This is a genomic window from Paractinoplanes abujensis (assembly GCF_014204895.1).
Classification (GTDB): domain Bacteria; phylum Actinomycetota; class Actinomycetes; order Mycobacteriales; family Micromonosporaceae; genus Actinoplanes; species Actinoplanes abujensis.
Window position 1 is genome coordinate 6,195,522 of record NZ_JACHMF010000001.1, and the last position, 13,868, is coordinate 6,209,389.

Consider the following 13,868-nt stretch of genomic DNA (forward strand, 5'->3'; position numbering starts at 1 on the left):
CCGGTTGTTTGCTGGTTCTCGTCCTGCTGGCCGCCGTCACCGTTTCGCACGGTTCGGTGGTTGCGCTGCTCGGGGAGCATCCGTGCTGCTGACGACGGGACGTCGGTTCGGCGGCGCGGCGGCCGCCGAACCGGTCGTCTATTCGCCGCTGCAGCACACAGCCCGGCCGGGCACGTCGCCCAGGTCCACTGCGGCCAGCGCGGTCGCCTCGACGAGCACCCGGTTCTCCGCGGCCGCCGCGAAACGGCAGTCGCCTTTGTGTCGCAGCGACACCCCGTACGGGCGGAGGAAGTCCTCGGCGCCCAGCGTCTCCGACCTGATCGCCTCCAGGAGGGCGGGCAGGCTGACCTTGAAGTCGGCGCGCTGGTCGGCGTCGCCCTCCACGGCGCAGCTGTTCATCCACGATTCCAGGCGATAGATCTCCGCGCCGGTCGTGTCGGCGGCGTCCGCGGTGACCTGAAGCGCGAACGCGGCGTGCACCTTTTCGTGCAGGGCCACGTCGGAACCGGTCAGTGCGGGCACGATCCGCTCGAACAGGTCCAGCTCGGTGAGCCCGTCGCGGTGCAGCAGCCATTTGGTGGTCAGCGGGAAGTAGCCGGCCACGGTGGCGCCGTGCAGTTGCAGGCGCTGCCGCCGGTGGAACTCCCACCGGTCCTGCTCGGCCACGGCGAACCCGGACAGCATCGGCTCGCCCAGTTCGGCCAGCCGCTCACCGTCGACCGGGGCGCCGCCGTGCAGCGCGTCGAACGTGGCCACGATCCGGGACCGGCTGCGGCCGGCGTCGGCCGTCCGTGACCGGGGGCCGCGCGGCTGCCCGGCCAGCCAGGCGGCCACGCTGGGCCGGTCGCGCACGGTGTCCAGGGTGGACAGCGCCTCGGCGGGCCGGCGGGCGCCGAACACTTCGAGCACGATGGCCCGCAGGTTGGGCGCGTGTTCGACGATCGCGTCGATCAGGTCGAAGCAGACCGAGATGATCGGGGCGTCGCCGTGCGCGTCGTCGTAGCGCAGGCCGAAGTCGTGCAGGTCGAGGCCGCCGCCGGCGACGTGGATCTCAGTGATGTGCGACCAGGGCAGCCGGTGCAGGTCGGCCAGGGGCGAAACACCGCGGGCGAGCTGGTAGCTGAGCACGTGCCCGACGTCGACGCACATGCCCGCGCCGGTCTCGGTCACCAGGTCGGCGAAGAAGTCGAAGGCGTGCATCCGGCCGGTGATGACCTCGCACGGCGGGAACTCCGCGTTGAACGGCACGGGCAGGTTGGCGTGCAGCGCGTGCACGTTGCCGATCGTCGTGGCCAGGGTGGTCTCGTCGAACGGGAACGGCGTGAAGTAGGGGTAGACGTGCCGTTCGCTCATCAGCCACACGCCGAGGTCCTCGGTGACCCACGGCGATCCGCTGTCGGTGAGCAGGGTGTTGAGGCCGCGCAGGTCGGCCGGTGCCACCGGTTCCGGATAGACCGGGTTGAGGTCGGTGCTGTGCACCAGCACGTCGCGGCCCAACGCGACCAGGTCGGCCGCGCTGCGCCGGAAGAAACCCTCCGGCCGGCGGCGCCGCTCCTGCACGTCGGTGTAGGCCAGGCGGCCCTGATGGCGGGCCGAGGCGGCGGTCACCTCGAAGAAGTCGACGCGACCGGGCTCGGCGTCCAGGTAGGTGTCGTGGAAGTCGGACGGGTTGACGCCGAGGCCGAGGCCGCGCCGGGCGACTCCGGCGAAATAGTCGGGGCCGAACATCACAGCGACCGCGGGGGCGTGCCGAACGGATCGAAGATGAGGCTCGAGGGGTCGTCGTCGATGTTCCACATGGCGATTTCCTTTCAGCGGGTGAAGTGGGGTTCCCAGGCGAGCGTCTCGCTGGGCAGCCAATGGGTGTCCATCAGATAGGGCGTGAAGGCCAGCATGCTTTCGTAGAGCCGGCGGAACTCGTCGATGCCGGCCCCGGTCTCGGCGCAGATCGCGGTGATCGTCTTGCGGCCCCGGGACGCTTCGATCGCGCGCACGAGTGCGGCCGACGTACGGGAGAAGATCTTGACCGACGTACGAATGCGCTCGTCGTTCCGGTCGACCAGATAAAAGGTCAGGGTGTCTTCGCCCGAGGGACCTTGACGCAGGAATTCGGGTGTTCCCTCGAACGGGCCGAAAATGGGGTTGATCCGGGGATGCGCGTAATCGGCCGCGTCCAGGTCGGCGTCGATCTGGCGCCGCAGCCATCCCTGTTCGGCCGCGGGGCTGAAATCGGCGGGCCGGTTCGGTTGTTTGGCGGCCTGCCGCGTCTGCAGCCAGCGGGCGTACTCGAAATGGCAGCGCCACAGCGCCTCCGCGTCGTCGCGGACCCGGTAGCTCAACACGTCGTAGATCCGCTGCAGGTAGTCGTGCTCGGCCACGTCCGGGTCGAGCAGGTAGAGCGACTGCATCACCAGCGCGGCGACGTCGTCGCCCCGCGCCTCGAGGAAGTCGACCGTGTCGGGGAAGTGCATCAGCACCGGCAGCGTCGAGTAGCGGCGGGAGGCCCGGCCCAGGGCGTCGGTGAGGTGCTCGGCCCACTCGGGCAGCAGCGCCTCCAGCCGGTCGCGGCACTCCAGCCAGCTGTCCCGCCACTGCGGGAACTTGCGCGTCAGGTTGAGACCGAAGTAATGCCGGTCGCGGCGGTGCACGTCGAGCGCTAGCGACCAGAACCGGCCCATCGCGATCTCGACGCCGGCCGCGGACAGGTCGGCCCCGGTCGGCTCGGGTTCGCTGCGCCAGGTCACGGCGCCGTCCGCGGCCCGTTCCAGCAGCAACGTCTGCCCGTCGGCCAGGGGCTCGACGCTGGTGCCGGCCGGGGCGTGCGAGAGCAGGAACCGGTCGGTGTAGAGCGCTTCGCTGTGCGGGAACCAGGGCGCGTCGAGCGCGGTCTGGGCCCGGCGGGTGCCCTCGTTGATGCCGAGCGGCACGGCCACCACCGGGCTCAGCAGTTCGACGCTGCGCAGGAAGGTGGCGGGCGACATCTGGTTGCGCAGGGCCCGGAAGTTGAAGCTGCAGTTCAGCGGGAGCAGGGCCACGTCGACCGGGCCCTGCGCCGCCAGCCGGGCGTAACCGGCGAAGTCCTCCAGCGTGTCGGCCCCGTGCAGCACTCGCAGGCCACCCGCGGCGAACAGCAGTGACTGCTGCGGGATGCCCTCGATGGATTCGCACGCGGCGACCGCGCTGATCTCGAAGCCGGCCACCGCGGCGGGCCGGTCGACGCCCAGGAACCGGATGTCGGTGAACCCGTGTTCCTTCAGTTCCCCGGACATCGGAAAACGCGCGTCGAGGTCGGCTTCGGGCAGCACGATCGGCGTATCGCGGTCGAGCTGCAGAAGTGTCGGCACGTGGAAGTGGTCGACGTGGGAATGGGAGACGACAACCGCGTCCACACCGCGCAGCGTGGTGACCGCCCGATCGTTCTGTCCTTTCGGGCTCCACAGATTGCCGAAATAGTCGAGCGAGGGGTCCACCGCGACCCGCCCGGATCCGGCGTCCATGACGAAACACGTGTGTTGTACGCGGGTTATCCGCCACGGTTGCATGTCGCACTCTCCCCGTATCGAACTGGTGATTGCAGCGACTATCGCATCGACGACGGACACTGCAGCAGTCCCTTGAATCGGGGACATGACGGGTCGCTCGCCGAATGGTTGATTGTTGGCAGCGGCTCAACCGGCCGCAGCGGAATCAACGAGAGGAACCATCATGGCCGAGAAGCCCGTCGTCGCCGTCGAGCTCGAGCAGGACGAGGAAATCACCATCGAGGAGGTCGAGACCTTCGAGAACCCCGGCCGTATCGCCCCGGCCAACTCCCGCTGCCAGTAAAAGGCGCCGGCACGACCGCGTAGCCGAGCACCGGCCTGCCCCGGGTCCGTCCCGGGGCGGGCCGGTGGCCCGGCGCGACCACGGAGGGGTCATGAACAACCAGGAGTGGATCAGCTATCGGCCCGCGGTCACGGTCACCGTCGAGCAGTCCCGGGTGCACCTCACCGGCCCGCGGTGCCGCCTCGCCGTGCGCGTGCCGAGTGCCGAGCACCGCCGGACGCTGCTCGATCTGCTGTCCGGCCCCCTGCCCCGGTCGTCACTTCCCACCCGTACGGTGGACCTCCTGCGCCGGTACGAAATGGTGCAGGTCGCCTCGCACGAGCCGCACCGCGACACCCTTGAGCTGCACGACCGCTCGTCCATGCCGCTCAACGAGGGCCTGCTCTACAGCCCCGACGACCTGCTCGAATATCAGCGCCGGGCGGTCGCCCGCCGGTTCCTGCCGGCCTCGCCGCCGGAGGCGTTCGAGTCCCCGGCCCGCCGCCCGCGCAGCTTCGCCCCGTTCGATCACCTCGACGACGCGGCGCCCCCGGTCGACCCCGGCGTGCTCGACGCGGTCATGCGCGCCTTCCACGACCCCGAACGCCGGCTCTACCCTTCGGCCGGCGCGCTCTACCCGGTCGAACTCGTCGGCGAGCAGGTCACCGGGACGGGCAGTGTCTTCCGTACGGCCACCGGCAGCCCGTTGCGGCTGACCGAGCGCAGGGCCGAGCCGCCCGCGCCCGGCGAGCTGGCCCTGGACCCCACCCTGGCCGCCGTCCGCACCCGGTTCTGGCTGGTCGGCCGGCTGGCCGACGTCACCGCCAAGTACGGCCAGCGCGGCTATCGCTACACGCTGCTCGAGGCCGGCCACGCCGCCCAGGCCCTGATCGAGATGCTGGCCGAGGCCGGTCTGCGCTGCCGCCCGTTCGGCGGGTTCGACGACCTGGCCGTGGCCCGCCGGCTGCACCTCGAACCGGGAACCGTCCCCCTGTACGCGATCGGCGTGCTCGCGGCCGAGCCGGCCCCGGTCTGGCTGCACGGGCAGCAGGTGCGCTGCGTGCTGGTCGGTGGCACTCCCCTCTACTACGCCGAGACGTTCGGTGCGCGGAACCCGGAAGGTGAGCGCGAGAGCGGCTACGGCGTGGACGTCAGCCTGCCCACGGCCCTGGCCCGTGCCACCGGTGAGCTGGCCGAGCGCACCGCCCTGGTCGGCAGCGCCCGCCCGCTCGGCAACAGCAACGGCATGGCGGCCCACGTCCGGCCGGGCGCGGCGAGCGACGCGGCCGTGCTCGAACTCTACGAACGACACTGCTTCATGCGCCTGTGGTTCCGCCGTGCGGCTCCGGAGGTGCTGCCCCGACCGGCCACCGCGCTGGCCCGCGCCGTCGCTGGGCTGTGCCGCAAGGCCGGGGCCGAACTCGTGCTCACCGACATGACCGATCCCCGCTTCGGGGTGCCCGCGGTCATGGCGGTGGCCCGCGGGGCCGGCCACGGCGGCGTGCTGATCGGCTCGGGAGCGGCCGGACGCCGTTCCCAGGCCGTCGACTCGGCGCTCCGCGAACTGGCCAAGGCGCTGTTCTACCGGGTCGTGCTGCGGTCCGAGGGTGCGTTCCGGGATGAGGACCCGATGCCCGGCGAGCTCACCTCGCCCGCCGGCCACGAGGCGCGCTTCGCCCACCGGCAGGTGCCACAAGAACTCACGGCGTTCCTCACCGCGGGCCCGGCCGCGACCGCGGACGACGACCCGCCGGTCGACCTCGGCGCGCTGCGATCGGTCGTCACCGTCGAGGATCTGTCGGCCGAGGGCCCCGATCCGGACGCGTGGTTCGTTCACCGGGCCACCTCGGACGACCTGCTGACGGTGGACTTCTGCACACCCTCGGACGCCTTCCGGGAGCGGATCGCGCGCTTGCTCGGGCCGGAGATCGAAGTGGACGGCTGGTGGCCGCATCCGCTTGGCTGAACACACGAAACAGGATGGGGGCAGTGCGAGCCGATGGTGACGAGTGAACTGCGAACGCTGTTGCGGGACCGGCGCTTCGTGGCGTACTGGGCGGGTCAGGTCACCAGCGTGGTCGGCAACGCGCTGACGCTGGTGGTCCTGCCCGCGCTGCTGCTGCCCCGCGGCACCGAGGTGTTCGCCGTGGTGCTCGCGATTGAGGCCGCCGCGATGGGTGGGCTGCTGCTGCTCGGCGGCACTATCGCCGACCGCTGTTCGCGCACCCTGGTGATGGCGGTGGCCGACGTGCTGCGCCTGGTCGGGATCACTGGTTTCCTGCTGTTCGGACCGGACGGCCCGCTTCCTTTGCTGTGGCTGGCCGCCGTGCTGACCGGGGCCGGGGCCGCCCTCTACGAACCGGCCCACCGGGCCGCGCTGGCCCAGCTGGTCGCCGAGCCGAACCGGCAGACCGCGCTCAGCCTGGAGTCCGCCACCAAACGGATCGGTTCGCTGGTCGGGGCCCTGCTGGCGGGGGTGCTGCTGGCCGCCGGGCCGGCTCAGCGGGCGCTGGCGGTCGACCTGGCCACCTTCGCCGTGTCGCTGGCCACCCTGCTCTGGTTGCGCCTGCCCGCCGTACGGGTGCTCGCAGCCGGCACCGGATCGGCCTGGCGTGACCTGGTCGGCGAGACGCGGGCCGGTATCCGCGAGGTCGTCCGGCGGCCCTGGGTGGCGGTGCTGATGCTGCAGGGCACGGTGCAGGTGTTCTTCCTGTTCGCCCCGAACGCGATCCTCGTGCCGCTCGTCTCCCAGGAGCGTTACGGCCCGGGCGCGTACGCCTATGTCAGCGCGGCCACGCTGGTCGGTTCGGTGCTCGGCGCGCTCGCCGGCGGCCGACTGCGCCCGGCGCGCCCCGGCTGGTGGGCCATGCACGCCCTCGCCCTGTGCACTTTGACCCCGCTGTTCCTGGCCGTCGAGGTGCCGCTGTGGGCGTTGTGCCTGGCCGGGCTGGCCGGCTCAGCCGGCGTGGCCGTCTTCTTCATCCTCTGGTACGCCGCCCTGCAACGGGAGTTCCCCGACGAGATCCAGGGCCGGGTGTTCTCGGTGGAGTCGACGGCCAGCTTCGCCCTGCAGCCGATCGCCCTCGCGCTGGTCCCCTTCGTGGTCGGCCAGGCCGGGCTGGCCCCGGTGGCGGGCATCGCGGCCGTAGTCCTGCTGCTTTCCACGTACGCGGTCCTGGCGGTTCCCGGCGTGGCCCGGCTCGCCAGTTCCGGAGCCCACGCCCCCGTCCCCGTGCCCGCCGGTCGTTAGGAGCCCGATGACCAGCATCAGCTGCGTCGACGCGACAGTCCTCTACGGCGGGACCACGGTGCTCGACCACGTCACGATCGGCGTCGAGCAGGGTTCCCGTACTGGCGTCATCGGGCCCAACGGGGTGGGCAAGTCGACCCTGCTGCGGGTGCTGGCGGGCGAGCTGACCCCCGAGACCGGGCAGGTCGTGCGGCGTCCGGCGTCGGCCGGGGTGCTGTTCGTGCCCCAGGGGCGCGAGGTCCGGGCGGGCGAGACCGCGGTGCGGTACATCGCACGGCGGGCCGGGGTCACCGCCGTACGGGAGGAACTGGAAACCGCGACCGCCGCGCTCACCGACGGGCAGCGCGGCGCCGACGACCTTTACGCGGAGGCGTTCGACCGGTGGCTCGCGTTCGGGGCGGCCGACTTCGACGACCGGGTCGGGCCGCTGATGACCGAACTCGGCATCGTCGACCCCGAACAGCCGGCCGACCGGCTCTCCGGCGGACAGCTGGGCCGGCTCGCGCTCGCCTCGGTGTTGCTGGCCCAGCCCGAGATCCTGCTGCTCGACGAGCCGACGAACGACCTCGACACGGACGGCCTGCACCGGCTGGAGACGTACGTGACCGGGTCGCCGGCCGGGATCGTGCTGGTCAGCCACGACCGCGCGTTCCTGGCCGCCACCGTCGACCGGGTCGTCGAGCTGGACGAGTTCACCCGCACCGCGCAGGAGTATCACGGCGGCTGGGACAGCTACGTGGCGGAACGCGCCGCGCGACGGGCCGCGGCCGTACGCGCGCAGGAGGACTACGCCGGCGAGCACCGCAAGCTCACCGAAACCGCACGGACCAAACGGGAATGGGCCCGTCAGGGCGAGCAGAAGGCGCTCAACCCGCGCCGCCAGCCCGACGGCGACAAGTTCCGCAAGGCCGCGGGCATCGCCGGCGCGCAGAACACCGGGTCCGCCGCGACCACCGCGCAGCGCAAACTGTCCCGGCTCGAAGATTCCGCGCCCCCGGTCGTACGGGAACCATGGCGGCTGCGGCTGAGCATCGCCGAAGCCCCCGCCGCGGGCCGGGTCGCGCTGGAGCTGCGCGACGCCGTGATCAGCCGGGGCGCCGTACGGCTGGGCCCGCTCACCCTGACCGTGCTCGGCGGCGAGCGCATCCGCTTCACCGGCCCCAACGGGATCGGCAAGACCACCCTGCTCAACGCGCTGCTCGGCCGGCTCGACCTGGACGAAGGCACCCGGATCGCGGCCCCCGCACTGGTCGTCGGCGAGATCGACCAGACCCGCGGCCTGTTCACCGGCGGCCGCAGCGCCACCGACATCGTGTGCGCGGCCACGGCGCTCACCCCCACCGACGCGCGCACCCTGCTGGCCAAGTTCCGGCTCGGCGGCGACACCGCCCTGCGCCCGGCCGACCGGCTCACCGAGGGTGAACGGACCCGCGCCGGACTGGCCGTGCTGCAGGCCCGCGCGGTCAACTGCGTGGTGCTCGACGAACCGACCAACCACCTCGACATCGAAGCGGTCGAACAGGTGGAGGCGGCGCTGGCCGAGTTCGGCGGCACGGTCCTGCTGGTCACGCACGACCGCTCCCTGGCCCGCGGCATCCGGGTCGACCGGACCGTCGACGTCGCCGCCCTCTCCCACCGGCTCTACTCTTGAACAGGTGGGGGCCTTGACCGACGGCATGGGGGAACGGCTACGCACCCTGCGGATCCAGCGCGGGCTGAGCCAGACGACACTCGCCCGCTCACTCGTGTCGGCCAGCTACGTGTCCCTGATCGAGGCCGGCAAACGCATCCCCGACCGCGAAGTGCTCTCCGAACTCGCCCGCCGGCTGGGCACCAGCGTGGACTACCTCGAAACGGGCGTCGACACCGCCGCACTGCAGGAGCAGGAGCTGGCCGTACGGTACGCCGACCTCAGCCTGGCCAACGGGCAGACCGACGACGCGCTGCGCTCCTTCCGTGAGCTGCAGGACGCGGCGGTGCCGTCGGTGCGGTTCCGGGCCGCCTGGGGGGTCACGCGCGCCCTCGAGCTGCGCGGCGAGCTACCCGAGGCGCTGGCCACGATCGAGCCGCTGATCACCGAGTCGCGGGCCGACCGGTTCGGCGAACCCACCCTGCTCGTGCTGCTCAACGCGCGCTGCCGGATGTACCGCGAGGCCGGCGACGTCGATCTGAGCATCACGTACGGGGAGGAAGCGCTGGCCGAGGCGGCCCGGCTGGGCCTGCGCGGCACCGAGGACGAGGTCCGCCTGGCCACCACACTGGTCGGCTGCTACTGGGACCGCGGCGACCTGACCCGGGCCCGCCTGCTGAGCACCGAAGTGATCGAACGCGCCGAACAGCACGGCACACACCGGGCCAAAGGCTCCGCGTACTGGAACGCCAGTCTGGTCGCCGAGGCTGAGGGCCGCCGCCGGCTCGCGATCACGCTGGCCGAACGCGCGCTGGGCCTGCTCGGCGAGACGATGGAGGAACACGGCCTGGCCCGCCTGCGGATGGTGCTGGGCTGGCTGCTGCTGCGCACCGACCCGCCGGACCTCGACCGGGCCGCGTCGCTGCTGTTCAAGGCCCGCACCACCCTGGCCGAGGTGGGCGCGGACGTCGACCTGGCCCGCTGCGACCTGCACCTTGCCCGGCTGCTGCTGATGCGCGGCTCCTACGAGGAGTCACTGGCCCGGACCGCGCAGGCGTTCCCGTCGCTCGACTCGTTACCCGTCGACCGGGCGCGAGCCCACCTGCTGCGCGGCCGCGCCCTGATCGCTCAGGGCCTGGCCGGCGAGGACGACCTCCGTACGGCGGAAGGTCTGGTCGCCGGCGCCCGCGACCGCCGCCGGGTCGCGGAACTGTGGCGTGAGCTCGCCGAGACCTGGGAGTCCGCGGGCGAGCCGGCACGGGCGCTGGCCGCCTACCGCGCGCTGGCCGACAGCCTCGGCGTGGTGTCGTGGCCCACGCCCGTCAGGCCGCGATCCGCGCGTACGTCAGCGCGGCCCGGGTGAGGTCGGCCTTGTTGCCCGCGCCCAGCTTCGTGCGGGCCCGCTTCACGTAGGTGTCCACGGTGTGCTTGCTGATCAGCAGCCGCCGCCCGATCTGCTCATGCGTCAACCCCTGCGCGACCAGCCCGACGATCGACTGCTCCCGCGGCGAGAGCACCTGATTGCTGCGAGGTTCGGCCGGAGTGGCCACGCGGCGCACCGCATCGATGTAACTTTGCGGATGCCCCCGTTTGTGCAGAAACGCGGACGCCCCCGCCGCCATCCCCGCCTGCACCGTCTCCGGATCGTCCACGGCCGAGATCAGCAGGACCGGCACCCTCGGGGCCAGCCTCCGCACCGCCGGGAAACACGGCACATCATCGGCGAGATGCAGGTCGAGCAGCAACACATCGAGCTCGTCCACCCGCACCCCCTCCACATCGGAGGCAGTGACCACGACGCTGATGTCGAGAGCAACCTCCAGAGCGCCACGCAACCCGAGCAACGCAACCGGATGATCGTCAACAATCCCAACCCGAATCACAGCACTCTCCTCCCGAAGGTGCCGAAAGCATAACTAGCACTCGTGACCCCCAGTCAACGCGCTTGTCACGGCGTAGGGGTCACACCCCCACCCCTGGGGACGTCATGCTGGAGGGGTGCTGAGCGACCGTGATCGCACCCTGCTGGCTCCCCACGTCGCCCTGCTACGGCGGGCCCGGCGAGACCTGGCCGCCGCCGAGGCGGAACTGGCCGAGGCCGAACGCGATCAGGCCGAGTCGACCACACACACCGATTGGCGGGACCGCTTGTTCGGCGGCGTGCTGAGCGTCGACGAAGGACGGGCCCAGCAATACCGGCGCTCCCGGAAAACGCGCAACGTCGCCGCCAAGGCGCGCGACGAAGCCCGAGCCCAATACGAGAAATACGCCGAGCGGGTCGATTCGCTGCTGGAGCCGATGCTGCTGGAGGACGACGCCGGTTACCGAGCCCGGGTGGACGCCGTACGGGCCTGCGACAAAGCACTCAAAGCCTGCGAAGACATGCGCTTCCGGATCGTGTCCACGCAGGCCGAGCCGGCCCAGACGCCAAAGCAGGACTGGCACGAAGCCGAATTCGGGCGGCAGCGGCTCGCCGAGGTGGTGGCGGCGCTCCGGGAAGATGCGCAGCGAGTGCGCCGGCTGATCGAACGCGCGGGAATGGACGTTCCCGCACCCGACACGACCGGGCTACGCACGGCCGGCCCCCTCGCCGAGCAATCGATAAGAGGACTGCAACGCCAACTCGACGTCCTCATCAAAGAAGTCACCGAATGGCGGGCGGCGGCCCACCGGAACCGGATCACCGCACTACGGGCCGCCCACGAGTCGCTGTGACGACGGGGCCCGCGACGATTTACCGCCGCGAGCCCCGCCATTGACGCGTAAGGGTCAGCCGACGCCCTGAACGGCGTCCTTGTGCACGTGAACGCCGGCCCCCAGCTCGACGATCTGGGCCTCGGTGAGACCGAGACCCTGCCAAACCTGAACGATCAGGTAAACGCCGGACGGCTGCTTGATCCAAAGCTCCGAGCCGGTGTCACCGCCGGGGGCGGGCGGGACGAGACCGTCGGGGGTCACACCCTGCAGGCTCTTGAGGAGGACACCCTCCTTGTCACCGACCTTGACCGTCTTGCCCGCGCGCGACGGACCGCTCTGATCCTTCGACTCCAGCATGATGACGATCTTGTCCGCGAACGAGTCCTTGTCGTAGACCGGGTCGGTCGACGGGTTGACGTCCGGCCCCGGGTTCTTCGCCTTGTCGGGCGCGACCGTCAAGTAACCCTGCTCGCTGGCCTGGACGAACCAGCCGTCCGGCACCTTGTCGACGGTGAAGCCCTTCGGCTGCTCACCCTTGTAAGCGACAAGCTGAACGGAGGCGACGCTGGCGGTGCCCTTGTCGGCGGGCACGGCCGGGGTGCCGCCGCTGGTGGCGACCGCGAACGCGGCGGCCAGCGCGGCGACACCGAACGCCGACCCGGCCACAGCCTGCACGGCCCGGCGGCGGCGCAACGCCCGGCGGCCCCGGGTCAGGTCGGCCTCAACCTGCTTGCTGTCAACGGCGTGCATCGGCCCGGCGATCTCCTCGAAGTGGTCACGAAGGTCGTTCATGGGGTGGCTCCCTGGCTGAGAAAGGTGATTTGCGCCTGGTGCAGCGCGGCACGGAGACGATCCAGACCCCGGGCGGTCTGACTCTTGACGTTGCCCTCCGAGCAGCTCAGCGCGTCCGCTGTCGCTGCCACATCGAGGTCGTAGAAGTAACGGAAGACAACCGCCGCCCGCATCTTGGGCGGCAGCTCGCGAAGCGCCTGCCTCACGGCCTCACCGGCGGGGCCAGCGCCGGAAGACGTAACACTGGGGACGTCGGGGAGCACAGCCATGGTCTGCTCCCGGCGCCGCCAGATCCGCCGCTTCTCGTCGATCAACGCGTTGACCAGCACCCGACGCACATACCCGTCCGGGTTGTCCGCACGTTGGAAAGCCGGCCAGGCGACATACAGCTTCGTCAGCGCCGCCTGAACGAGATCCTCGGCCAGGTGGACGTCACCCGCCGTCAGCAGGGTCGCCGTGTGGAGAAGGCGAGGTCGCCGGCTGACCACAAACGCGTGGAACTGCTCGTCTCGCTCGGACCCACCCGAGCCGCTGTCTCGTCTCACACCCCGATGACGATTCGCGTTCGAGCCAGGTTGCATCGCCCCATGATGGGATCACCCAGCAACCCGGACTTCGGTGGTGCCCCCGGTAGGAATCGAACCTACGACACACGGTTTAGGAAACCGATGCTCTATCCCCTGAGCTACGAGGGCCTGCGGCCTACATCCTACCTACCAGGGCAGACACGGTAGTGCCCAGGCGTCCCTGGCGCTGCCCGACCATTCCCGTCGACCCCCCGTGCACACATGGGAGCGATCCCATCCCTGCTCGGAGCACGTGTCGAGCGACGGTCGGAACGAATACTGCAGCAGCGTCGTCGGGGTACCTCACGCACGACGTGCCCCGGCGCGCGGCTTCGACCGGTAACGACTCCACCAAGCGGCCGCGTCAGCGAGCGGGCCGAGGTGACTGGCAGACGGCCGTTGCTGTTCGCGTTCGCGGCTCAGGGTGGCAATGCCGGCGGCGAAAGCATCGACGGCCTCGCGGCGAGCGGCTGACCAGACGGGGACCAGGCCGGCCCAGCCCTCGGCTTGCTCGGGGCTGTGGCCGGCACGAACCAGTCGAATGACCATGAGAGCGGTGTCGATCCAGGCGGCCCCTCGGCATGGCATCGACCAGTCCACGAGGGTTACGCCGCCGTCATGCAGAAGGAAGTTGTACGGAGTGACGTCCGTGTGAATCAGTGTGTCCCCGTCAACCATCTCGGCCGGAATGTGATCAGCCCATCGAACGGTGGCCGGCTGCACTCGGACTGCGGGGCACGGCGTGAGCTTGGAAGCCATCGCGCTCAAAGCGGTGGCCATTGCCGGCAGATCGGACGAGCCCGGGGCGAGATCAGGATGCCGGCCGGCGACGTACTCGAATCCGAGTAGTAGCCAGTCGTCGCGTTCGACCTGCCAGCGCAATCGAGGCAGTGGCGGCGGGAGGCAGGCGTTTATCCGGGCCTCGTTGCGATGCATCCAACCCATGGGATTGCCGGCAGCGGCGCCCTTGCAGAAGAAGCGGCCGGTGCTGGTGCCCAGAACGACCGCGACGTCGGAGATCACCCCGGTCTCGACAGGTGTCACCTGAACGATCGGGCCGGTGCAGTTCTCTATCTCTGCTCGGACAGCAGGCGGCAGTTCGTGCCATGGATAGCGAGGCACAGATGCG

11 protein-coding genes and 1 tRNA gene are annotated in these 13,868 nt (G+C 70.8%); 5 read left to right on the forward strand and 7 right to left on the reverse strand.

Features of this window, described 5'->3' with window-relative positions; genetic code table 11:
- Positions 1–138: 138 nt before the first annotated feature.
- Both BKA14_RS28355 and BKA14_RS28360 read right to left on the reverse strand, forming a co-directional pair.
- Positions 139–1,728 (reverse strand): multinuclear nonheme iron-dependent oxidase, encoded by a 1,590-nt coding sequence (locus tag BKA14_RS28355; protein WP_184953865.1) that lies wholly within the window; start codon positions 1,726–1,728, stop codon positions 139–141.
- 83 nt (positions 1,729–1,811) lie between these two features.
- Positions 1,812–3,629, reverse strand: a complete 1,818-nt coding sequence (locus BKA14_RS28360) for an MBL fold metallo-hydrolase (RefSeq protein WP_308441607.1) — start codon at positions 3,627–3,629, stop codon at positions 1,812–1,814.
- Between the two features lie 287 nt (positions 3,630–3,916).
- Between BKA14_RS28360 and BKA14_RS28365 the strand changes: the two genes are divergently transcribed.
- The 4 genes from BKA14_RS28365 to BKA14_RS28380 are packed head-to-tail and all read left to right on the forward strand — an operon-like array spanning position 3,917 to position 10,047.
- Complete coding sequence (locus BKA14_RS28365; RefSeq protein WP_184953867.1) at positions 3,917–5,770, forward strand: YcaO-like family protein; 1,854 nt, start codon at positions 3,917–3,919, stop codon at positions 5,768–5,770.
- Positions 5,771–5,803: 33 nt separating this feature from the next.
- Positions 5,804–7,054 carry an MFS transporter gene (locus BKA14_RS28370; protein WP_184953868.1) on the forward strand — a complete coding sequence of 417 codons (1,251 nt, stop codon included), beginning with the start codon at positions 5,804–5,806 and terminating at the stop codon, positions 7,052–7,054.
- Positions 7,055–7,061: 7 nt separating this feature from the next.
- A complete protein-coding gene (locus tag BKA14_RS28375; protein WP_184953869.1) occupies positions 7,062–8,705 on the forward strand; it encodes an ABC-F family ATP-binding cassette domain-containing protein in 1,644 nt (547 codons plus the stop codon).
- Positions 8,706–8,709: 4 nt separating this feature from the next.
- Positions 8,710–10,047, forward strand: a complete 1,338-nt coding sequence (locus tag BKA14_RS28380) for a helix-turn-helix domain-containing protein (RefSeq protein WP_184953870.1) — start codon at positions 8,710–8,712, stop codon at positions 10,045–10,047.
- Here the strand turns inward: BKA14_RS28380 and BKA14_RS43320 are convergent.
- Positions 10,007–10,567, reverse strand: coding sequence for a response regulator transcription factor (locus BKA14_RS43320; RefSeq protein WP_203722648.1), 561 nt, complete (start codon positions 10,565–10,567; stop codon positions 10,007–10,009). The genes BKA14_RS28380 and BKA14_RS43320 overlap by 41 nt on opposite strands.
- Before the next feature lie 115 nt (positions 10,568–10,682).
- Here BKA14_RS43320 and BKA14_RS28390 point away from each other — a divergent pair, with 115 nt between their 5' ends.
- Positions 10,683–11,399 carry a hypothetical protein gene (locus tag BKA14_RS28390; protein ID WP_184953871.1) on the forward strand — a complete coding sequence of 239 codons (717 nt, stop codon included), beginning with the start codon at positions 10,683–10,685 and terminating at the stop codon, positions 11,397–11,399.
- Positions 11,400–11,453: 54 nt separating this feature from the next.
- On the opposite strand, the gene BKA14_RS28395 is transcribed toward BKA14_RS28390, so the two are convergent.
- From BKA14_RS28395 to BKA14_RS28410, 4 genes are all read right to left on the reverse strand, one after another.
- On the reverse strand, positions 11,454–12,173 hold the full coding sequence (locus BKA14_RS28395; RefSeq protein ID WP_184953872.1) for a hypothetical protein: 720 nt from the start codon (positions 12,171–12,173) through the stop codon (positions 11,454–11,456).
- Complete coding sequence (locus tag BKA14_RS28400; protein WP_239093349.1) at positions 12,170–12,718, reverse strand: SigE family RNA polymerase sigma factor; 549 nt, start codon at positions 12,716–12,718, stop codon at positions 12,170–12,172. Before BKA14_RS28400 ends, BKA14_RS28395 begins: the two co-directional genes overlap by 4 nt.
- 74 nt (positions 12,719–12,792) lie before the next feature.
- Positions 12,793–12,868 (reverse strand) — tRNA-Arg (locus BKA14_RS28405).
- A gap of 174 nt (positions 12,869–13,042) precedes the next feature.
- A complete protein-coding gene (locus BKA14_RS28410; protein ID WP_239093351.1) occupies positions 13,043–13,783 on the reverse strand; it encodes a phosphotransferase in 741 nt (246 codons plus the stop codon).
- Positions 13,784–13,868 lie beyond the last annotated feature (85 nt).